The organism is Marinobacterium lutimaris, assembly GCF_900108065.1.
Lineage (GTDB): Bacteria > Pseudomonadota > Gammaproteobacteria > Pseudomonadales > Balneatricaceae > Marinobacterium_D > Marinobacterium_D lutimaris.
Window position 1 is genome coordinate 51,858 of record NZ_FNVQ01000002.1, and the last position, 25,582, is coordinate 77,439.

The 25,582-nt window shown below is 57.6% G+C and carries 1 protein-coding gene (running past one end of the window); it reads right to left on the minus strand.

Annotated features, from left to right (window positions below):
* Positions 1-25,582, minus strand: the 3' portion of a protein-coding gene (locus tag C4S72_RS10905) for an LEPR-XLL domain-containing protein (RefSeq protein ID WP_160115501.1). Its footprint extends 4,892 nt past the window's final position; only the last 25,582 of its 30,474 coding nucleotides appear in the window; its start codon lies beyond the right edge, outside the window — the gene reads right to left on this strand; it ends in the stop codon at positions 1-3.

The window sequence follows — 25,582 nt, forward strand, 5'->3', positions numbered from 1 at the left end:
CTAGCTCCTCAGGTTACGATCACGGCCCCAGGCACTGCGCTCTTTACCCATTGTCGAGAAGTATAGCTTGGCTTCCTCGGCAGAGATCAGTTGCCCGGTCTCTTCATCGAATACCAGGGCATTATCCCAGGCTCTCTGATTACCCCGGGTGCGATCACCGCTGGATGCCTGCTCCAGGGTAGCGCTGCTGGTGCTGGTGGATGTGTTGGCGGTGATATCAAGCCGTGTGCCGGCATTCAGCTCATCGCTCATCACTTCAGTATCGTCATGTCCGAAGCCCAACAGGTGACCCAGTTCATGACGCAGCACGGTGAGCAGATCCATCAATCCTGAAGCCGGCCCTTCATCGGAGGCAAACTCGCCATCGTCATCCGGCGTTTCATCAACGAACCAGCCGTAGCCCGCTGCGGTGGCATCGATCAGGATGACATCGCCATCCACCTCTGCCAGCGCATCGCCTTCCAGGTCAACGATGCGGAACTGTACATCACCCAGCAGATCAAGCTGAGACTGAGTCACCAGACCACTCTGCAGCCAGTCATCGTAGGCGGCATCGAGAATCGACTGCGCCTCTGCTTCCGTCAGTTCCTCTTCACTGAGTTTGGGCGCTGTCACCAGAGTGGAGACGGACTGGGCGGCGACCATCTGCTGCGATTCCGTATCGAAGGCGGGATCGTTGGTAGCGATGCGGAAGTTATCGAAGACGGCGGTTGCGTTACTGGCCAGCATGCCGAACTGACCATCGACGAGTACCGAGTTATGGCTGTAACTGCCGACTGCGGCGCCATTAAGCCTGATCTCGACGGCCGATCCCTTGAAGACCAGATCCAGACGGTACTGGGTATCGGCATTCAAAGCCCAGGCGAAGGAGTGATCGAGCTCAATCTGTCCCATTGCCAGGTGCCCGACCAGGATCTGTTGACTGTTTACATCCAGCATTACGAACTTGTAGTTGAAGTCATCGTAATAGTCGTAAACCAGACCAGCCTGAGCCGCAGCCTGGATATCGGCTCCCATCTCGACATAACTTGCCGACTCAAGATCAGCGCCGAGATCCACCAGCCGCAGCGTCATCTCACTGGACTCGGCAAGAGCTGTCAGCGCATCGCCCTCCTCAACCCACAGAACGTCATCCGCCAGGTCAGACGTGCTGAACTCCAGTTCATGCTCAGCTTCAAAGTCGTCAGTCTCATCCAGGGTCAACTCTGGCGGCAACACCTGCACGCGGAAGTTATCCACGCTGCCTTTGGAACCGTCCATACCGACCCCGGTAAGACCGAAGTTGAGGCCGTAGCTGGTGATCGACCCATCACTGTTGACCTCCTCCCTGTGGTCGAAGAGGTAGCTGAACCAGGTCACACCCTCTATCACCAGAGTCACGTGTGTATCGTTCACTGCGATAAACACGTCATAGTCGAGCCCCGGCTTGATTCTTACCGGCTGTTTGGACTGAACCACATAGTGCCAGCCGTTAGCATCCTTGTAGCCCATCTCGATCTTGTTGGTAGAGACGTTGATACCGGCAAACTTGAAGTCATCCTCACTGTAGTAATCAAAGATGATGTAGCCGTTAGCATTCCAGCCCTTGGTCGGCTTATCCAGGTTAAAGGTCGCCGCCACCTCGTAATATTTCGGCAGATAGTCATCCAGGTAGAACACCGATGCAGCCGTATCACTAGGTGAAGTGGACTCGACTCTCATCGCACCGGCAGAAACCGAGAACAGACCTTCGTCGGCGGCAAAGGCGCCCATAGTGCCATCGTTGAACTCGGCGCTACGCAGCACATCACGGCGGCCGCCCGGGATGTTGCCCGGCTGCGGATCGGTCGGACCTCCGGTCTGATCCTGCCAGTAGCCATGATCCTTCTGTGTAATCAGACCCAGTTCACTGTCGATACCGCCCATCATCGGGTTCACGTTGCTGTAGCGCAGGCTGCCGTTGGATTCGCCGGTATCGGTGCCCCGGGTAATATCGACGCCGTCACTGAATGCCTGGGCGTAGAGGAAGTCGAACAGGTGCGGCGGAACCTGACGGCTGACGGTTGCGATACCGAACGGAGCGAACGGCACGATGTAGGAGTTGTACTCGCCTACCCAGTCGATCAACCGGTCGCCACCGGTATTACCGATCAGGATATCCAGGCCGGCGCCGCCAAAGACACGATCTTCCCAGATCAGATGGGTATCCGGCGCATCGTTCAGGCCGCCGGTTGCATCGTAAACTCCGGTACCGCCTCCCAGCACATCGTCGGCATTGAGCAGGTCGTTACCCCAGCCCCCGTAGAGATGATCGCGACCGGTGCCACCGACAATCCAGTCGTTGCCCAGATCACCGAAGATAGAGTCGTTGCCATCGGAATGGCGCGGCACCATATCACCGATCGGCGAGCCGTTTGGCTCGAAGTCCACATAACCATCGACGGTGATACCCTCGTTATCCATCTGATTGAGGAAGTACTGCTTGGTACCGTCAAAGCTATCCGCTGCGCCTTTCCAGACAGAGACATCATCGCCATCCACCTCGAAGAGTATGGTGCGGCGGGCATCGTATTCATCGTAGAGATAGAACTCGCCCAGGCGCGACTGTACAGGTTTCGGCGCGTTCCAGGCGTTGGTATCGGCGCCAAACAACAGTGCGTTACCGGGGTTGTATGGACGGTAGAAGTCGATCCTGACGAGGCTCAGCAGATCGCGTTCCTGGCCAAGCTCATCCATGTAGGAGCCCTCTACCACCGGTGCATAACTTTCCGGCAGCGCCTCACCACCACCGATGGCGTCGTCACCGGCCCCACCGTGAATAAAGTCATCACCCAGGCCGCCAAAGATAATGTCATCGGCATGAACCGGGATAAACAGAGGATCGGAGCTGACCGGTGACAGGTTATAGGGCGTCAGATCCACCGATTTCTTCAACTCGAACTCGACGTTGATGGTCTCGGTCTGCACCTGTCCCGGGGTGTAGATGAACTCGTTGAGCACATTACCCTGGCTGGTACGGCTATCCGGATCGCTGCCCAGCAGCGCATCGACACCATAGAGGTCTTCGCCGTAATCCGCCGAGTTGCGGCTGGTGAAGATACGGCCATCGTCGCCGAGGATACCGTCGATACCGGTGCCGCCGGAGATCCAGTCGTTGCCCCAGCCGCCGATGATGTCGTCATCGCCGGCATCACCGTAGGCCGCATCGTTGCCGCCGCCGAGGTAGATAAAGTCATCGCCTGTTTCGCCATGGACCTCATCATCGCCGCCGATATCGTAAAGCGCCTGCATACCGAACATATCGCGCATACCGGCCAAATCAACGTCTGTATCCGTGTTAAACCAGTCAGGCTTGTGATCCGGACCACCCGGGGTGTAATCCAGCAGGGTTACGCCGCGAACCACGATCTTCTCGCCACCGTAATTGTCGTAATTAAAGGTGACATAAAGCGGCAGCTCTTCGTTGAATTCTGGCGCCAGCGTCGGGTTAACATCGATACCGTTGATACCAACAATACGGATGATATTGCCGTTATCGCCCACGATTACATCGGAGTCGCCCGCATGGCTTGACTCCTCATCGATACTCTCAGGCAGGACCTCGTTGTTGCGGTCGATCTGGATACCAGCACCGCCGAAGATCAGGTCCTTACCATCCGGCCGGCTTTCCGCGCTCACCAGGCTGAAGAAGTCAGAAGAACCACCGACGATATCGTCCTGACCCAGACCACCGAAGATCACATCGCAGCCACCGCCACCTTCGATATAGTCTTCGCCATCGGTGTCAGCTTCAAAGCTGGCCACGACCACCAGTTCACCCATGGTTTCAAAACCGGAGTAGGTGGAACGCGCAGCGCCGACATGAGCACCACCTGCGGCGGCGCTATCGATGGAACCATCACCCTGAATGATATCCTCGCCGAGCTGGCCGAAGATCATATCGTTTCCGGCGCCACCGGCCAGGTAGTCATTACCGAAGGTGCCCTGGCCCGCCGCACCGCTGGCGATCTCGAAGGTGTGCAGATCGGAGTAGTCGATCTCATACTCGGCCCACCACTGCACGCCATCGGCATCGCGGAAGTTGCGCTGGATACCATCGGTAAGCAGCACGCCGCTGGTGGTCTCAAACACACTCGGATCACGGTCGGTACGGCTGTACATCAGCGTGCCCGACAGAGTCTGGAAGCGATAACTGAGAATATCATCAAGTAGATTCGTATCCCCGTCAGTCCCCATACGGTTCAGGTAGACGGAGTCACCAAAGATAAGATCATCGCCTTCACGGCCATCGAGCATATCGTTACCGGCACCACCAATCAGGATATCGGCGGTATCGGTACCAAAGATCGTGTCATCGGCGCCGTTCTGCAGACCGACCGAGTTGATCTCCAGCACGGTGGCAAGCTCGGTGGTCTGGATCTTCTGCAGCAATACCGGCGGCAGGTTCGGGTCATCGACATACTGCACCACCTCGCCATGATCGCCGAAGATGATGTTCTGCTGGTCTGGTTCGCCTGAACCGTTGCCATCGATCACATCCTGCCCGGCCACCAGGTTATCCCTTACCGGGGAAGCAACCGGTTTGAAGGTGCTGTCGGTTTTCTCCAGCGACTTGTCGACACTTGGCTCGGGGCTGTTATCCAGGGTGGTAATATCCAGCGCCCGGGTCAGAATATCCACGTTAACGCCGCTGTCACCGTAGATATGATCGACGCCACGCTGACCGAGAATGGTGTCATCACCGGAACCACCGGCCAGATGGTCACCCGCCTGGCTACCGTAGATCAGATCATTACCGGCGCCACCGTAGGCGGTAAAGCCGACGCTGGGCAGATCGTCATCGGCCACGCCTGCGAAGAGCTGACGGGCATCGATAATATCGTTACCGGCAAAGTCGTAGGGGTTGGCGATCGGGAAGATCCATTCATCATCCTCGTTCTCGGCATCCGGCAGATGCGGGAAGGGATCGAACGGCTTTTCGCCGAACTCAAGGCCGAGTCGGTCATAGCTGTGGCCGGAATACCAGACGCCATCCTGGCTGGTATCGCCGTAGACCACCAGCGGACTATCGGGACCTGCGCCGCTGCTGATAACGAAGTGGTCACCGCCCACCCGCTTACCGCCATCCAGGTTCACGTTGTAGCCGTAGATGGTCAGGGTAGCGATGCCGCTCTCGTCGTGGCAGTCGCTCAGTGCCGCATCCAGCAGCACCAGTTTGGTTCCGTCGTTGATAATGTCCGCGATGGTGAAGCCACCGGCCACGCCCTCGATGTAGACCACCTGCCCAACGTAGAAACCGTCATCCAGCCAGCTGTCTCCAGAGGTGCGGGCAACGGTGGTCTCGTAGGAGGTTTGCTCTACGCCTTCGTAGGTGAAGGTGGTCAGTTCAACCAGAATCTGCACCTCTTCCGAGACTTCTGTAATTAGCGGGTTGGATACATGGACGGTCAGCGCAACATTGCTGCCGGCACCCAGTACATCAACTGATGGCCCAAACGCCGGGCCGCTCAGAATCATTACCGAATCGGTTCCCCAGGTCTCGAACACCGCATCTGCATCGGCAGGCTCAGCATCATCAAAGCCAACAATCTGTCGGGTGTAGGTTTCACCTTCAAGCTGGATATACTGACCGACCTCGTAACGATCGGCCTGCCAGCTGCGACCATCGGTTCGAGTAAGGCTGTTGCCTGTGAGGTCAAAAGTACCCACGGTTTCGGTCCACATATTACCGCCACCGTGAACCGTGGTAAGGCCACCATGCGGGCCTTGAACAAACAGCGTTCTGGTTGCAGCGGCTTCTGTCGGCAGTTCGGCGCCTTCGAGCACCAGGGTCATGCCTTCGTCGGCAAAATCGACGAGGCGGTATTGGGCAGAGCTATCGCCATCACGCAGGGTGATCAACTGGCCGACGATAAAGCCTTCCTCTTCCCAGGTTGTGCCTGTGCGGGTTACCAATCCGCCGGTGGCGGTGCCGATAATGTCGACCTCTTCGTCCACCAGCCAAATCAGGGCATCAAGGCCTATAATCTTCTGCTCGCCGGTGAGTGCAGGAAGCACGGTCGCTCCCTGCCCATCCGCGTCGATGTTCTCCACTACCAGGATCGAGTTGTCGTTCGGATCCTTGAAGTAGTCGCCAGTTTCCGGATCGATGTAGATTGCATCGGTCAGCGGTGCGCCAAATTCATCGACGTACTCATAAGCGTCTTCAATGGCGACAACACGCCACTGGCCTTCCTGACCTTCGATTTCGATAATCTGGCCAACCAGGAAGCCCTGAGCTTTCCAGTCGAAGTCATCGCGGACGATGGTGCCGCCATCAGCCGTGGCAGTGAATACAAACTCGTTCTGAGCCGATACGAACGGCGCCTGGTTCAGCGTACCGGTGATATCCAGGTAATCGTTACCCTCACCAAGCATCAGGTTAACCACCTCGATGGTGCTTTCTTCTACGTCGGTACCAAAACCGTTGGCGCCGAAGTTCACCTTGCCGTAGCTGATACCGCCTGGAATGATCAGTGATTCACCGAAGGTGTCGGTGCCGGCGTACTGGCTGAAGTCCAGCGTATCCGCCATGCCGAAGCCGGTAATAGTGGTCGCATCCATGGCGCCATTGGTATTCGCCTTGCTGCTGTCGTTGAAGATGTTCAGCACATCAATCTGCTGACTCTCCGGTGCCTGAGCAGCGATGGCGATCAGGAACTTATCGGTTTCGCCCGGCAGCTTGACGCCATTGGTCAGCGAGCGGTCGGCGCCGGTCGGACCACCTTCAACCGCCAGCGGTCCACGCAGTTTCGACAGCATGTGTGACGATACCGGGAACACCTTCACGCCTTCACGGGTAGAGGGTACGTCGTAGTAAGAATCCGCTTTCAGGGTGATGGTCTGCTGCTTGTACCAGGCGTTGGCCGCATTTACATCACCAGAGAATTCAGCCATCACGGCGATGCGGTTAACCTCCACATTCAGGGTACCGGTCAGCCAAGCCGGCAGGGTCGCGCCGGGATCCAGGGTGAACTGGATGCGATCGTCCTTGGTATCGTTGTCGCCACGGATAATGGCGATCTTGAAGTCAGCGGAGTTACCGGTCCGATCACCATTGATATCCAGTTCGAATACTCGGACCCGCTGCCCTTCCAGGAAGCCCTCGCCGAGCCAGCCCTGATCCTCAGCATCCAGCCCTGTACGCAGCAGGCGGTCAACAAAGACATCGACACCCGCTTCATGGGAGAGCTGTTCGTCCAGTACTCCCGCCTCAACACTCACTTCACCAGACCAGATACCCTCAGAGGCGAGAATGGAGAGCGCCACCGTATCGGGAACCTCTTCCATTTCTATAGTGCCGAAGGCGCTATCCAGTGTCAGGGTGTCGTGGCTGACATCGGTTACATAGTAGGTGCCGTTGTAGGTACCGCCTGCACCTTCGATCAGCAGGTGATCGCCCTCGGTCCAGCCCTCATCGATAAAGCTGCCAAAATCAGCCCCAGCTCCTCGAGTCAGCGTGCCGAAGCCACCCACATCCTCGAACTTGATGGAGCCCTCAAACAGCTGCGTTGGACGGATCGCGCCGATGGTTTCATAGGTGACAGGGATGCCATTGATTTCCACCACATCGGCAAGGCCATCGGTCAGAATCGCCACTTTGACGGTATCGGTGGGCCGGCTGGTCAGACGCAGGGTGTAGTCGTCGGTGCTGGTCGCGTCATCCTTGATCAGTTGGGTGTCGCCACCGCTCTCAAGCACCACGCCACCGGCGGTTTCATTGTCGATCACCTCGACATCGAGAATACCGCTGCCGGAACGCAGGTTCGGGAAGACATAATCGCCATTCGGGTCGTAGGTGCTCTCATCCAGCACAAAGTTGATCACCGCGGTTTCCGGATCCTCGGGGGTAAAGTCATCCCAGGCTTCAATGATGATCCGCACCGCCTGGTTCCAGTCGTCGGAATCAAAGCTGATGGTGCGGGAATCTGCATCGAAACGGCCTGAACCGCCGTCCAGCAGTTTGATCGCAGCGTCATCGTCCAGATTCAAATCCAGACGAATCACAATCTCGTCACCTACTTCCGGCGCCCGTGACAGCTGCACCAGAATCTCGTCGCGAAGCCGGGTGATATCATCACCCTCAATCACCAGCGTGCGGCCATCCTCGATTGTGGTACCGGGTTCGACCTCAATAACCTGGACCCCCGGAGTGTCATTGTCTCGGACTTCCACCTCGACATTACGCACATCCGCGGCATCGTAGAGATCGTTATTGGAGATCACCGAGTGCTGGATAACCACCACGCGATCGCCCTCGGCGCGGGTATCGTCCGGGGCGTAGACGTATACGGTCGCCAACTCATCCCACTTGTAGCTGTCTCCCGCACCATCCGAGGTAAACTTCAACACTATGGAGCGGTTATCAATCCAGACAGGATCACCATTAACCATAATCTGGCGCTGGAAGTCAGTATCGGTAACCGCGCCTCCCGGGTTCACAGCAGAAAGCCAGATACTGTCGCCCTCGCCATTGGGCAGCGGGTACGGATTCACCAGCAGATCATCACGCTCTTCATGCGGTGAACGGGCGGCCGAAACGGTGACATAGACCACTTCCCCCGCTGCAAGCGCTCGTTGCAGGCGCACGGTGTAGCTGTCGTAGTACGGATTATCGGAATCCTCCCCAACCACAGTGCGGCCATCGGTGACGCCGCCGGTCTCTTCATTGATGATGACCAGCCCTTCGGTTTCGGTGGCAACGTTGTAATCAAAGCCATCGATCACCACGCCGTCATAAAGGATATCGCCTTCGGAAGTGACCAGATGATCGACGGCGCCGGAGGCACCTTCGAGCTCACGGGTGACGATATCCTCAACCACATCACCGGCCACGTTGATGGTGTCGGAGCCAAGCCCGCCAATCACGCGGTAGGCCACACCAAACTCGGTGGACTGGACAAAGAATTCGTCATCACCTTCCAGGCCATCGACCTCAACCAGCTCGATAGTGGAGTAACGCACGTTCAGGCCCGCACCGTAGATACCGTCCTTGGTGATGACGATATCGTCAGCAAATTCGGTACCGAGGATCACCAGCTTATCGAATCCGGTGCCACCCTCGACGGATACCGGCGCGTTGACGTTGTAGCGCACCTCATCCTGGCCGCCACCGGCACGGATATCCGGCGCCTGGGCCACGGAGAAGCCAAGGCCGATCTGCGGAGTGGCCACACCGTCCCCATCCAGCACGATGGTGTCGTCGCTGAAGTCATCCGGCGTCAGCATCAGGTCGATGTAGTTGATATTGAGGTCGTCGTTGGTGTCGTAGATGTAACCCCCCATGCCATCGGAGAGCGCAGACATCAGCTCAGCGGTATAGCCTGCGTAGTAGGCACCACCATCTTCTGCGGCCTGCAAACCGGCGAACGTTATGGAACCATCATCCAGCCCCTGCAGCAGCGCTACGCCGTCGTCCAGATCATTAACATCCAAAACCTCATCACCGTTCCAGTCGAAATCGACGGTGGCGGCCAGAGCAAAGGCGCGGACGATAAACAGGTCGTTGTCGTCATCGCCCTCCAGGCGCAGTTCAGACTGGTTGGAGTAGACACGGAACTCATCATTGCCGGTGCCACCCTGCACCACCATCGGTGCGGTGGCGCCTGGGCTCAGCCAACCGCGGGTGGTGGCGACCAGGTCGCTGAACACATCCTCGGCCAGCAGGTTACCTTCAGCCTCGTTGCGGTTGGCGCCGAAGATCTGGCCGATCTGGAAGCTGTCGTAGCCAGCGCCGCCATCCAGGGTGGTAATCACCGTGGCGTCATCGGAGAAGAAGGCATCGTTACCGCCCTGTCCCTCGATGGTCAGGCGGCCGTTCAGGCCGGTGTCATAGTTGATGCGCTGTACATCGGAGGAGGATTCATTACCGGAGACCACATCCTCGTAAGTAGACAGAACGCCATGGAGCATGGCGACATAGCCCGGTCGGTCCTCGCCCTCTTCTCCGGGAATATCGTTACCAGCGCGCAGCAGGAAGATATCGTCGGTGGCGTACTTGTCACCGTTTCCATCTTTGCCGTTTTCAGTGCTGTTAAAGCCGTAGATAAAGGCTTCATCCACGCCGTCGTCTGCGGCGCCCTTATCGAGGATATTGATGATGTAGTTGCGGTCACCAGCACCGTTAGAGCCGGTGGTGTAGATCGAATAGAGGTCACTTTCGCCCTGACCGTTAAGGGTCAGGGTATGTTCGGCAACGACGGAACCAGTATCCGGAGCGGTGCGGGTGAGCGTGCTCTGCAGATAGTATACAGAGAGACGGTCTTCACCATCCTCAGCGCTTGTTGGATCGAAGTCCGCGTCATCGAACGCGCTGCCATATACCCGGGTTTTAGAACCCAGGAAGATATAGCCGGCATCGCCCTGATCCGTGCCGCCACCAATACCTGTGGGATCACCGAACTGGATGCTATCCACATCGCCATTGCCGAAGAACTCCGCCAGATGGACCGGTGCCGTTTCGGTCGGCACCGCTGTACCTACCGGACCCAGGTTCACATTACTGCCGTCGGAATCCCCCGGTGTCACATCGGCGCCAGCAATGATCCGGCCACGCAGGATCATATTGGTGCCGTAGTCGCTGTCCTGGTCACCGTGATCGCCACGGACGACGATGCCACCGGACGCAAGTATTTCGCTGTTTTCATCCAGGAAGACATTGTCGCCCACGTAGAGGGTGACATTGCCGCCCTCGGCGAAGATCTGCCCGTTGGCGATCTGGCGCTCGGAGTCGGGATCGTTGGCAGGGCCTGTGGTGTTGTCTTCCGCAAGCAACGCGGAACCGCTATCGATCAGCAGCAGGTCTTCACCCTGGACGGCCGACTCACGCACGGTCAACGTAATATTACCGGTGTAGGTATGGGCCAGTACCAGACGCAGTTCAGCTTCGGTTTCGGTCAGCCAGATGTTATCGGTGGCTTCCAGCCCCACATCGTCATCATCACTATTGAGGGCGTTATGCAGATTGGGCAGGTAATTTTCCGGATCGGTGGCCAACAGATCACCGAAGTCGGTAGAGCCGCGACGGCTGTCGATCTCCAGCGCATTATCGGCTGCACCGATATCGGCGCCGTCGCCGTTGGCATCCAGGTCGATGGACTGACCCAGGATATTGGCGGCATCATCATCGCGTGCATCCAGGATCGAACCGTTGGTGGTACGCAGTGAGACATCCGACTCGGTCTCCACACTGTGGATATTCAGGTCACCGGTTGTCTCGTCGATAAAGATACCCTGGGTATCGCCCATATCCGCCAGATCAAACGCGCGCAGCACGCCGGCAGGGCCGCTGTTATCGTAATCGACATTGATCTCGAGATAGTTGTCGGGCAGGCCGATACCGCCGTTCTGGTTACCGGTGTTCAGCGTCAGCGTCGGGTTGATCACTTGGCCTGCCACATCGCCGTGATCAGGGTTGATCAGCGCGGAAGCCGAGATCAGGGTGATATTCTCGCCGGAAACATCCGCTTCGGTGGGCAGAGAATCATTGCGGTTATCTAGAATCCGCTCCGGCGAGTAGAGCAGCACATCGGAATAGTTAGAGCGAATGCGCTCTATCTGCATATCGCCGCTCTTCTCGGTGAGCGCGATATAGCCGTTGGTCAGCACATCGATATCGCCGCTACCGCTGATTTCGGTGATACCCAGCACGTTGATGGTCTTGGTGGATGCCGAGTTGGCGTTATCCACCGCTTGCACAATGATATCGCCACCATCAACCAGTGAGCCGGCCTGAAGTCCGGCCAGTTCATAGTTGCCATTCAGCGGATTGAGTCCGCGGAAATCGTAGGTAGAGGCGATATCGGTGCCGCCGCTGGCGAACATGCCACGGCTCTTCGGTCGGAAGCCATTATCGTCCTGATCAAAGAAGGTGTAGTGGATTTCGCCGCTCGGCTCATCATCCCATTTAACCGTGATGCCACCGTAGTTGCCGGTCACATCCTGGTTCAGGCTGCCGCGCAGCAGCAGATCGATGGTATCGCCAGCAAAAATTCTGTCGATATCGACAATGTAGAAACCACTGTCCTCACGCTGCAGCGCACGGATATCGAGATTCGCATTCTGGCCCGCATCCACGGTGATCGATTCCGCGCTGGTCAACGTGTGGCGATCATCGAAGTCACCGGTAACATTGAGATCGATCCTGATACCAGCCTTGGCATCGGCCAGTGTCTCGGCAAGCCCAACATTTACACCATCGTCAGAAACAACAGCGTAGTAATAGGCGCCATCGTCCAGCCCCTCAATTTCGCCGGAATCAACCTGGTGATACTGCACCAGTTGACCGGTAACGAACTGGTTGCCGTTACCCAGGAAGATCTCGTCACCCAGGCTGTTGACGCGGCTTGAGGTAAAGCCCACATCCTGCGGCAGACCGGCACTGTCCACGATATCGATATTAACCCTTGCGGCCGGAGCATCCGCATCGCCCAGGGTTTCCAGCGGCAGATGTCCAATGCTGCCGGTGGCTTCCATCTTGAGGATCTGGGTGCGGATAAGAGAGCCCTCATCTCCCTCTGTTCTTGCACTGGTGCCCGCCTCGGTGCCATAGATCGAGCCAACATTGTTGAGTACATGAGTCGTACCGATGGGGTTATCAATAAACCCGTTCAAGTATACGTCGGAGGTATAGGGCGTTTCTCCGCTGTAGTTCTCGATACCGAAGTTGAGGATCTCTATCAGCGTCGGCGCCACATCCTGATAGATGGTAAAGCTCATGGCACCGGGGGTTCCGCCAACCCCGGTGGAAGCAGGATCGAACCAGACAACAGGCCTTTCCGTCCCGGTCACGGAGATATCGTTAATGATGATATCTTTGTCGGAGCGGTTAATGATCGATACCCGCGTCAGGGATTCCCGGAAGGTCCAGGTACCGCCCACACCGAGAATCAGCGCAGACTTGAAGGCCACGTCACCCGGCCCCGGGTTGGTGATATCGTTAACGACAATGCTGTCGCTCTGAATGAAATCACCTTCTCTCTCGTCACCATCCCCGCCGCCATCGCTGTCATCGACGGTTACCTCAACGGCTTTTACGATCTCGCCATCTTCACCAACCTCCAGGGTTTTAACGATCAGCTCCGGTGATCGACCTGAAAGAATCAAGACATCAGAGTTGAAGTTAATCTGCTCACTGATCGTAGAGTTATCCGGCTCAGACGAGCCGCCCGCCGCCAGAGCACGGCGGCTGACACTGCCATCCGCATCGGTAAAGATCGATCCATTGGCCGTGGAGATATAGAAAGCCAGGTGTTCGTTATCACCGCTGGGAATCCCTGAGTCATCGGGGTGCGCCAGCACAGTATCACCCAGAGCGCGCGGCCCAGCAGTCACCAGCGCACCGGCAATACCGGAAACCTGACTGGTCAGATCGGTATCGTTGTAAGCATAGGCGTCCACGTAGCCGAACAGGCCCGTTGCTCGTGCGAAGACCTTCCCGGCGCGGCTATCTACACCGCTGAAGCGGGTGACGAAATCGACACCTTCCCAGCCGGTCAACTGAGCATCGGCATTCAGATTGATGGTCAGTCCCACAGTGGCGTCGATCCGCCCTTCCGCGGTACCTTCACCGTAGAACCCAGCGCCGCGGCCATCGGAAGTGGACCTCAGATACAGTTTGTTAGAGGTGGCTTTCAACAGTACCCGGTTGGCATCCAATATCGCACGGGCACCGATATTCACCTCGCTCCATGAACTGCTGATCGTCAGCTCCGATTTTGCACCTGCATCACCACCAAAGCCGATACCGGAACCACGGGAATCAGCCCGAGCATCGACGCGGGAATTGGCATCGACGCTGGCCAGTTCATCCACCAGAACCACTGCATCTTCACCTATATTGGCCTCGGTCTGGAAATTGATATCGATATAGGCCCTGGGCGATACCGTCGCTACGGCACCACCGGCGTTAGCCTTTGAGGACGCGGATGTCTTAGCGTCGGTATTGGCATCGATGGTCAGGTTATTACCGACAACCACCCGGGCATCATCCGCAATGGAAGCAACACTGATCAGTGTCTGATTGCTGTCCGCCTTGGCCTTGCCGATCGCCACAAAGCCGCCGGTACCGTTGGTGGCGTAGGCGGTGGTCTCCGTTTTTGCCGTGGTCTCGATGATGATATTGCCACCGGCATTGAGGAGATCCGCTGATACGGTTGCACTTACTGTCGGGTTGCTGGTGATGATGGCATCGTTCTTGGACACGCCTACGAAGCCACCGCCGGAGCCCTTGGCATAAACGGAAGAGATACCGTCGCCGGACTGAGGTGCGATATCGCTGAGCGATACACCGCCGGGGCCTGTGAGAGACTGCTTGACGGTATCGGTCGATGCAACGCTGGTAACGCCATCACCAATATCTATCCGCAGTTGCTGCAGCGAAGAGATCGGCTCCGGATCCTCCAGATCCACCACCAGCTGGCCTATACCATGGTTGGCGAAGGTCGCAGTCAGTGTACTCGGCGACAGGCTGATCGCCTCGCCTCCCGGTGCGAGGGCAAGTTTGAAGGTATTGGTGGTCGCCTGAACGATGTAATAGGTCTGGTTGTCAGTCAGTCCGCCGATGGGCACATCCTGGATCCGCACAAAGGAGTGAGTATCCTCATCGCTCGCATCCGGCGTCAGTTCGATCTCATCCTGATCAAACGTGCCTGATTCAGCCGCACGCGCTAAGGTGGCCGCATCTCCGGTCACATCCAGCAGGCGGTCCGCTTCATCGACGGCAGCAACCAGCGTCAGGGTATCGCCAGCAATACTGAGAATTTCATAGGTGCCGTCGTTAGCGCCCGCGTTGGTCACTGTTATTGAGTCCCCGATGGCAAAGCCTTCGGCGCTCCAGTCACCGCCACTCCAGACAATCTGATCACTGTCGCCAAGCTCTGCTCCGCGAATGAAATCAAGGCTGGCATTGACGCTGGTGGCCTCAAAGTCAGGACCGCTGGAGAGCACCAGGGTATCGCCCGCTACACTGCCGATGGTGTACTCACCGTTGCGGTCTACACCGGCATCGGTAACAACGACGACATCTCCGGCAGAAAAGCCGGCATCCGCCCAGCTTTGACCATCGGTACGGATCAGCTTCTGCACACCCTGATCATCCAGGAACTGTACGTCGGTGCTGACCACATCGTTTTTCTTCAGCTGAATCCGGTTGTCATCGGTTTTGACCACTCGATAAACGGTGCCATCAACCAGGCCGCCAATGGCGGTTTTGGTGTAATCGTTTTCAGCCTCAGGATCTGCATCGACATAGTCGTTGACGCTGTAGAGCACCTTGTCGCCGGTGACGAAGCCATGAGCCGAACCAAAATCGATAATATCAGCTGCCACATCGCCCGTAGTTGCCGTGGCTGCGTCCGGCGCCTTATAGGTCACCGCATCGCCGTTGGTGAAGCCGTGGGCGTTGATAGTGATCGTATCGCCACTGATATCCTCGGGATCGAAGTCCTCAAGGTAATCCCCCGGGTTCAGCGCTTTGTCCTGGGTATCCACCAGCTGAATGGTGAACTGATCGATCACCCTCACATAGTAGAGCTCCCCTGCATCCTCACCCTGACTTTCATCAGCCAGTCCCAGCCCCGGTGTGTAACGCACCGCGGTACCGTTGCTGTAACCATGAGCACTATTGAGAAACTCGATGGTATCAGCGGTGGCATTCACATTGATCAGCGCATCCGAGAACGCGATCGATTTCAGGTCTATGGCAAGACGGGCGATGGAGTGGGAATCCTGGGTCGGATCGGGTAGCGAGGTGGGCGACAGTTCTATGGCGTCCCCACCCGGGGTCAAGGCTAACTGGAAGGTATCGTCGGTCTTATTGACGACATAGTAGGTGTGCTGATCTTCCAAGCCGCCGATGGGCAGGTCGGCGCCGCGGATAAGTTCATGAATATCCGCCACTTCGACAAACTTGGTGGCATTCGGGTCATCGTCGATATTGGCGAGATCCGGCACCTCTTCCAGCGCTTTCGAAAGCTCAATCACCGGCTGGTCAAAGGTCGCAGTCCGATTACCGCGATCCACCGTGGCAAAATCGTTATTGGCCGTGGTGATCGCGGACGTATCAAGTGTCAGCGTGTCGCCACTTACGCCGGTAATCCGGAAGTAGCCGTTGTTGTTACCGACGTTGGCTTCCGTCACCCATATCCACTGATCCGCTTCGAACCCCTCAGCCTCCCAATCACCGCCAATCCACTGAATCTGATCGTTGCTGCCGCCGCCATTGATGAAGTTCATAGTATCGCGAACCCGGGTGGCTTCGAAATCAACGCCACCAGGCTCCAGCGTGATAGTACTGGAGGTTACGCTGGCGATCGTATATGTGAAGGTGTCACCGTCAAAGCTGACCAGCAGCGGGTCGCCATCACCGAAACCATCCTCGATCCAATCTCCACCATCATTGCGCACAAACTTCTGGGTGCCATTGTCATTAACGAAGTCAGCCGATACCGTCACCTCATCGTTACGCTTGAGCTGAACCGTGTAGATATCAAGTACAGAAACACGGTAATACTCGCCCGCTTCAAGGCCTCCAATCGGAGTCAGTGAACCGTCGCCGTTACCATCGGAAACCGTGTAACGCAGTAACTCCCCATCGGTAAAGCCATGGGTTCTGCGCACACCGTCTTCATCGACAAAGACGATATTGTTGGCGCCTGCATCGGCATTCAGTACGGCCGAGCCATCACTCCGGGTACCGCCAAAGCTCACGTCCACCTGAGCACTCATAAAGGTCTCGGGGTCTGGAGCGTCGTAGGTCACCGCGTCGCCGTTTTCAAAGCCGTGATCCACGATGGTGATGGTGTCGTCGGCGCTGCTGACATCGTCTTCGGCATCGAACGCCTGGAAGTAATCCTCAGGATTGACCGCCTTGTCGTAGCTATCCACCAGACGGATGGAGGACCCATCGATTACCAGTACCCAGTAGCTTTCGCCAGAGGTCAGGCCGAAGTTAGACAGCGCTCCCTCATCGTTGGGGAAGTACTGCACCTTGTCGCCGCTGAGGAAGTTATGAGCGCTTTCAAAGCTGATTATCTCGGTATCGCCATCGATATTGGCGGTATCAAATACGGAACCCAGGTACACCAGTTCGTTGCTGACATTTCCATACTCATCGATCACGCTGATGATGTTGTACGTACGGTTTTCCGACGTGGTTCCGCCACCGACCAATTCCACCTCAATCGGCCCATCAAGGCCGGAGATCAGTGCCAGTCCGTTGGCGTTGTACTCAACGGTATCGCCGGTCACCAAGCCATGGCTGACAACGGTCAGGGTGTTTTCGATGCCGTCTGCATCGGTGATAGTTCCCGGCAGATCCTCACTGCTATTCGCAGGCACTATCGGTGAGCCTATGGCGCTAAGTGTCACATTACCGGAAGCGTAGATAACTGAGCCTGCATCGATGCTGCTGGTAGCCGTCGGGTTCACTGTGGCCTCAGCATCGGAGGCGCCTGCTCCGAACAGGCCACCGATCGCCGTGCCGGTCACCCGGGAGTCAGCTTCGGCACGACCTTCAGCCGTGAGGGTAATATTACGGGAGGAATCGATACGGGTTCCGCTGAGGATTTTCGCGGTAACTGTCGGGTTGGTGAATACCGTTGATGAGTTGATCGTCAGTGCACCGAGCACCCCGCCCGATGCGGCCTCCGCGTCAGCCACACCGCCGTTGAACGCTTTTGCCTCAAGGGTAATGTCGTTAACGCTGAGCACATCGGAGTTGAACTGTGTGTTCGCTTCGCCATTGGCCTCAGCATAAGTCACGGTGGCACCCACGGCGGCAGCGCCAAAGGAGAATACCTGAGTATCGGCAATAGCCAGATTGCGCATCCGCGACTTCATGTCGATATTGCCGGAGATATTCAACGCTCCGCCCGATCCGGTCGTGGTATTAAGCACGGCATTCGACTTGGCCGTAGGAGCAGCACCCTGACCACTGACCAGACCACCGCCCGAGGCCTCAGCTGTGGCTCTGGCGCCGCGGTCGGTAGCGGCATCGAATTCATCGAAGTTGTGCGATGACAGCATCACGATACCCGCCGCCGTAATCTCTGCATTGCTGCCGATACTGGTGGTCAGTGAAGGCGCGATCTCAACCGTGGCGATGCTAGTGCCGATAACGCCCAGGCCGACAGAGAGCGCAAACACGTCGGCGCTGGCGTCATGGCTGGTGAAGTTGTTAAGGGTAATTATGCCGGTGGATTCAATCTCGGCATTATCGCCGATGGACGACTCGGTATCTGTCCGGATAGTGACCGTGGCGAAGTTGATGGTGCCAGCAATGGCGCCACCGGCCATAGCAAAGGTGTCGTTAGTGGCATCAATGGTGGAGGAAGCCTGAACAGTGATATTGCCCACCTCCTCGAACTCCGCCAGACCGATATCAGCTCCGCTGCCGATGGAGGCCTCAACCTCTTTGGTACTGTCGTTGTCATCACCGACGGTCAGCTTGGTAAACGACGCGCCCACCGCCAGCGCCCCCACTTGAACGCCGGTGGTCTGCAGCTCGAAGTTCTGTACCGAATCAGCCAGTACAGCGATCTCGGCAGCCCGATCCAGGTCAACATCGTCAAGCAGCTGCGCCCTGACCGCACTAGTGTCCGTCACCACAACCACCGCTGCCCCCAGGCCGACAAAGCCTCCCTGGAGAGCAACCGAGGTGACCTTAACGTCCTGATCGAAGGAAGCATCCAGCGTAATGGCGTTGCCGGCGCGCAGCTTGCCGCCCGCCTTTGCCCGTACCTGCCCAGACAGGTTAAGCACCGATACGGATGCCCCAGCGCCGACCAGGCCCACTGCGGCGTTACCCAGCAACAGGGTCACGGACATGTTTTCAGCCGCCAGCACATCGATATCGTTGCCGGCATCTACCTCAGCATCGCCGATTGCAGCCGTGGTACCACGCTCATCGGCAACAGTCGCATCCAGCAAGTCGCTCAGCTCTGTGCCCGACAGCGCATTGTCGTTCAACTCGCCGGTCGCATCGCCGAGAATTCCTGCTAGACGGGAGTTAGCGGTATTATCGTTATCGTCGGAGTCAAAGCCGTTCAACTCCTCCGACAGACCAAATACGCCATCATCCGCCTGGCTACCAGCCTCTGTCATGGCGTCACCGGAGTCACCGCTCAGCGCATTACCGCTGCCACCATCCGAATCCTCATAGCCATCGCTGAAGTTCTCACCGATGGACCAGACCGATACCGAAGCACCAAGACCCACGACGCCGCCCGCACCTGAGAAGGTAAAACCTTTCAGTGCCTTGACCGATATGGCACCCACGGAGATATCGCCACGGGCACGAATAATCGAGCCATCACCGATGGCGGCAACGGTATCGTTATTGATGCGCCCGAAATCCACAGCACCGGCCAGGCCAACCAGGCCTACACCCAGCGCACCGGCAAAGGAAGTGATACTGGTCTTGTTGGCGGCGTTGATATAAACACCCTGAGCGGCGCTGATACCGCTACCGTCATTGTAATCCGCCACGCCATCATTGATTTTCGCATTGGTGCCTATGGCCGCCGTGGTATCAGAATCGATCAGCGTGACCGTGACTCCACCTGCAATACCGGCATAAAGACCGACGCCACCGGCGACCGAGATGTGAGTGACTGCCTCACTGGATTCAGCCTGAACAATCACACCCTGTGCTTCGTCATCCAGTGTATTAAAGCCGTCGCCGTCACTGTTCAGGGTTCCATCCAGCACCCCGCTAATGCCATCGCCATTACCGAAGGCATCAATTTCCGCGCTATTCCCAATGCTCGCTTCCGTGGTTTTGTTGATGGTGACAACACCTACGGAACCGGCCGCACCAGCACCACCCACACCGATACCAACAGCACCGGAGATAACGGTGAATGTGGAGTCATCCTTGGCCATGACTGCAACATCGCCACCGGCTTCAGCCACCACGCTGCCACCGATCTGCGCCTTGGTCTCCGCATTCAGAGACAACACGGACACGCCACCGGCCAGGCTTACCGTACCGCTGAAGGCGAGACCCGCGGATACAATGAGTATTTTTTCTTGGGACGTGGCAACAACCGCTATATCGTCTTCGGCCTGCAGATCGGCACTGACCCCGATGGTTGCGAGGGTACTCAGATCGACGACGGAAACATCAACCCCAGGCGCGCCGGCACCGGTACCACCAAAAGCGGCGCCAGCACCCACACCTATATGGTTGAAATCACTTGAAGCAGCCACAAGCACCGACTGGGCACCGTTAGCGGTACCGGTCAGATCCTGGTTGATCTGCGCATTGGCGCCGATACTGGCGGTGGTATCCACGTCGATGACGTTCACCGCCGCACCGATAGCCACACCCACCGAACCACCGCCGCCGACACTGATGGCGAAGGTGGCGATATCATCTTTACTGGTAGCGGACACCGCTACACCGCGGAAGTTATTGTCTGTTGCAGCCTCGACCACCCGCTTCTGGGTCAGGCCCGGATCGGCGTCTTCATCATCGACGCCATCCTGATCAAAATCGGAGAACTGGCTCATACCGGAGGGGGCGCCTGCCTCGAGGTCATCCTTGGTCGGCTTCTCTCCACTACCGCCATCCGGATCGAAGCCGGTCATATCACTGGCGGCTTCATAGGAGATATCGTAACGACCGGTCCTCGCCTCGACCGCACTGTTGCCGTTACCGGTCACCTCAGCACCATCGCCGATGGTCGCGCTGTTGATCTTGTTGACCACTGCGACGCCTGCGGCCACACCGACGCCGGCGCTACCGCCGATCGCTACACCACCGACGATCAGGTCGAGTTCAGTTTCATCAACGCTCTGCACCAGCACGCTGCCATCAGCCCAGAGATCGGCATTGGCGCCAACGGTTGCTGAGGTAGTGAGAGTAAGAATGAACGCGTCCGCCGAAACGGTGATCCCCACGTTGGAACCGCCACCCGCTGCAACGGAGAAGGAGCCTATATCTTCATCGCTGATCGCCTCGATCAGGATATTGCCGTCAGCATCGATCTCCGTATTGGCGCCGACGCTGGCGGTGGTGTTCTTGGTCAGGGTCGTGACGTTAACCCCGGCACCGAGCCCCGCCCCGCCGGCGGAAATCGCCAGTGAGCCTGCCACCGTCAGAATGTCGGTTTCATCGCTGGCATAGATATCGACACTGGGATCATAGCCGTCCGCTTCGGCGCTAACTGTACTGTTGGCTCCCAGATTTGCCGTGGTGGTTTCGTTTAGCACGTTCACAGCCACTGAACCCGCTATAGCGGCACCGCTGCCCGAACCACTGCCGGCTGCAGCGATAGTCACCACATCGTCGGTGGAGGTTGCCAAGACACTCAGGCCCACATCACCGCCGGTTGTTACATCGGCGTAACCCAGCAGGTTTGCCGAAACCGTATCGGTATGCACAAACACAATGCTGGAGATACCGAATGAGCTGCCACCGATACCAAAGGAGACACCACCCGCCAGAGCAAAGAGCTCCAAATCACCGTTCGCCAGAACCGACACATTCCCGGCAGCAGCCGACAGAACGCTATTGTTCTCAGCTGTCCCCAGGCCAACTTCCGCCTTGGTGGTTGTTGTGAGCACAGCCACGCCAATAGACGCAGCAACGCCCGTGCCACTGGTAGACAGCCCAAAGGTAGCGGCCACAGAAGTGACCGTATCGGTTGAGTCCGCATCGATAAGAATATTGCCATCGGTAGTGACCAGGCTCGCGGAGCTTCCAACCTCGGCCAGGGTATCGCGATTGATCACGTTGACATCGATACCGACACCGACGCCGGTATTACCGCCCGATAAACCAATACCGCCGGCAGCGGTGAAAATGGTCAAAATATCGGTGGCACTGACAATGATATCGCCACCGTCAGTCTCTTCATCACCCACCGTTACCTCGGTACCACCGCCAATAGACGCCGTAGTATTGATCGTCATAACGTTGACGCTGGCCGAACCACCTATCGCAGAACCACCGGTAGCGCCAGCGATGCCGGCAGCGAAGTTGGTAAATGAGAGTTCAAAGTTATCGAAGTCTACTTCGCCGATCAGATCGAAAGACTCGGTCATCGGCACCAGGCTGGCATCCGCCTTGACCCGCACGCCAATCCCATCCGCATCCTCCGCCGCGGTAATAGTGGCGTCAGAGCCGATACTGGCCTTGGTCTCCAGCGTATTGAAAATATTGACCGATACCGCAAGGCCCACGCCGGTACCGCTGCTCTTGAGGCTGATAGCCGCGCCGCCGGACATGTTCTGAACTTCGTTGTGGCTATAGGCATCGACGATCACGCTGCCGCTGTTGGCCGTCACCTCCGCGTTGTTACCCACCTGCGCAAGCGTTGAACTATCGACATAGTTCACTGCGATCGAACCGCCTACCGCGGTTTTACTGGAGGCCGCGCCTGACAATGCACGCACCTGGAAGGTATGGACGCTATCCTCCGGCTGAGTCGCTACCACTGAAACACTGGAACCCTCTACCGTGGCGCCGGCACCTATTTCAGCGTTGGCATTTACCAGGGAAATATTCAGGCCCACCGCTGCGGCCACCCCGGTATCTGAACTGGTATTGGTCGAAAGGGCTGTCGCTATGGCTTTCGCGGTGACCAGCGTGGTTGTCTGCACCTCAACGTCACCCGTGCCGATAACCGTTACGTTATCCGCTATAACGGCGTCGGTGTCGCCATCGAGATAGTTAACCGCAATGGTAGCCGCGATGGCAGTACCGCCACTGCCGGTACTCTTGCCTGACTGGGAGCTGGAACTGGTGTTCGCGGTACCCATCATATTCGAGCCGGACTGGCTCGATGAGTCGTTAGTACCACCACCCTTGGTCTGGGCCAGGTTGGTTTTGTTGGTGACTTCCTGATCGGAGTTATCGCTATCGGTGTTATTGGCTTTTTTGGACTTGTTACCCGCCGCGCTGGCTTTGGACTCGGCCACCGACGTCAGGGTGGCGCTGGCTTTTACATCCACATCACCGGCCCCGGTGATACTGCGCCCGATCAGCGCATCGGTGTCATGGGAACCGATGTTGAGCGCCATTGACAGTCCGACCGCTGTACTACTGCCTTTTGCCTCGCCATCCGCGTTGGTTGTTACGCTGCCCGTATGTATCGCTATTACGCTGATGTCGCCACCGGTCAGTGTGAGTGCTCCAGAACCTGCGCCGATCAGCGCATCGGTATCGTTCTCTACATAGCTCACAGCAATACCGCCGCCCACGGCAGTTTCACCTGCAGCACCACCCTCCCCGGTATTGGTCAGCACATCACTGGAGGTGGCCGAGACGCTCAGACTGGCGGCGGTACCATTCACGGTTTCACCGGCTTCGATGCCGGCGGCGGTGGTATTAAAGCCTATGCCGATGGCAAAAGAGGCGCCCACACCAGTGGCTGAACCGCCGCCGAGACCTGCAGCCGTTGCGGTCACATCTGTTTCGGCGATATTGGCGGCGGTCATAGACACCGCACCGCCGTAAAGTGTCAGGCTGGCAGCACCATCGTCCGCCTCATCCTGGTCGTAGCCAAAGAGCGCGCGGGTTTCGGTATTGACGACGCTAAGGGCAAAGGAGCCGGCTACACCGATATCACCCTTGGTGGTCGCGCCGGAGGTTGAGCTGGCCTCAAAGTCATGAACCTGATCGCCCTCCACATTCTTCATGGTGGCGCCCAATGAAAGACCATCGGCGGTAATCGTGGTGCCATCTCCCACCACAGCTTCATTGACCATATCGGCCACGTTGATGGAAACGGCTACCCCGACGGCAGTACTGTCTTTGGCGCCTTTTGCACTACCGTCCGCTATTGCCTTGGCATCCATATTGTTGGAAGCCAGCACCGAGAGATCGCCGCTACCCTCGTCTTTGCCCGCAATAACCGTCAGCCCGTCAGCCACACTGGCACGGGCGGTCGATGAGGAGACATTAAGCGCAAGTGCAGCCGCCACACTGACGCCACCGCTGTCAGTGGAGGCACTCTGGCTTGTTCCCTTGGTTTTACTGGACTTGCTGTTGGCCAGATTAGTGGCAGAGGTTTTCTGGCTATTCGCAGTGCTACCGCTTGCAGCCCCTTCAGCGGAGGCTTTGGCAATCACCACCGAGGCGCCATCGCCGTGGGCCGCTAGGCTGACGGATCCATCGGCCGTAACATTACGCGCCAGAGCGGCAACCGCCGTATCATCCACAAAACCCAGTGCGATGGATGCACCAATGGCAGTACTGCCGGAAGCGGTACCATCTGACGTTGTAAGGGTGCTGCCATGGTTGGTCGCTGTGGCAGTCAGATCACCGGTCAGAGTCAGAGCGGTGCCGCTACCAATCGAGGCATCGGCTAAGTGATCAGCCACCGTGATAGCCAGGCCGCCACCCACTCCAGTATCGTTTTTGCTGAGTCCACCACCTTCTGCCAATGTCGTATTTGTGTGACTGCCGGTGGCGCTAAGGGTCAGATCCTGGCCGCCGTTCAGAGTCGCGCCATCCGCCAATTTCGCTTCCACCAGCTGGTCGGTCACATTGATCGCAATCGATACACCCACACCGGTGCTGCCGGAAGCCTCGGCTGTAGCCGATGCGACGGATTCGCTGTTGGACACGGCACTGAAGCCGACATTATCGCTGCCTGCGGTAGCGCTGCCCTGCAACGTTGCCTGGGTATCACTATCAACAACGTTCAGCGCGAAGGAGCCAGCCACGCCCGTATCCTTAGCAGAACCGCCAGATACAGCAGTAGCATCAAAAGAGTGAAGGGTTTCGCCTTCTACGGTTTTCATTGTCGCCGAAGCGTTCAGCCCACCCGTAACGGAAGAACTGCTGTCCACCACAGCCAGGTTGTCCATATCTGCGACGTTGATCGCCACCGCAATACCAACGCCGGTGCCACCGTTCGCCGGGTTTGCTGCGGAACCATCCGCATTTGCGCTGGCATCCATGTTGTTGCTCGACGCCAGCACCAGGTCCGCGTTGATCGTCACACCACTGACAGAAGTATCGGCAACGGCACTGGATACGTTCAGTGCAAGAGCGGCCGCCACACTGACGGAGCTTCCGCCATCGGCAGTTGCGGTTTGACTGGTGCCTTTCGTCTTACCGGACTTGCTATTGGCGAGAGTAGTCGCCGAGCCTTTCTGGCCATCGGCATCAGTACCGCCATCGTCTTCCACACCTTCGGCAGAGGCCTTGGCTAGGGCACTGGAAGCGCCATCGGCCGCCGCCGTAAGGCTGACGCTGCCTGCAGTAACATTGCGAGCCAGGGTGGCGTCGGCTTTATCATCCACGAAGGCCAGCGCGATGGACGCACCGATGGCAGTGCTGCCCGAGGCTGTGCCATCGGTCGTGGTCAAAGTTGCGCCGTGATGAGTCGCGGTGGCGCTCAGATCACCACCCAGTATCAATGCACCGCCGGTGCCGATAGAGGCATCGGTCAGGTGATCGGCGACGGTAATAGCGAGGCCACCACCTACACCGGTGTCCGCCTTGCTCTGGCCGCCACCCTCTGCCAGGGTCGTATTTGTGTGGCTGCCAGTAGCGCTCAGAGTCAGATCATGACCGCCGCCCAGAGTCGCGCCATCCGCCAGCTTAGCCTCC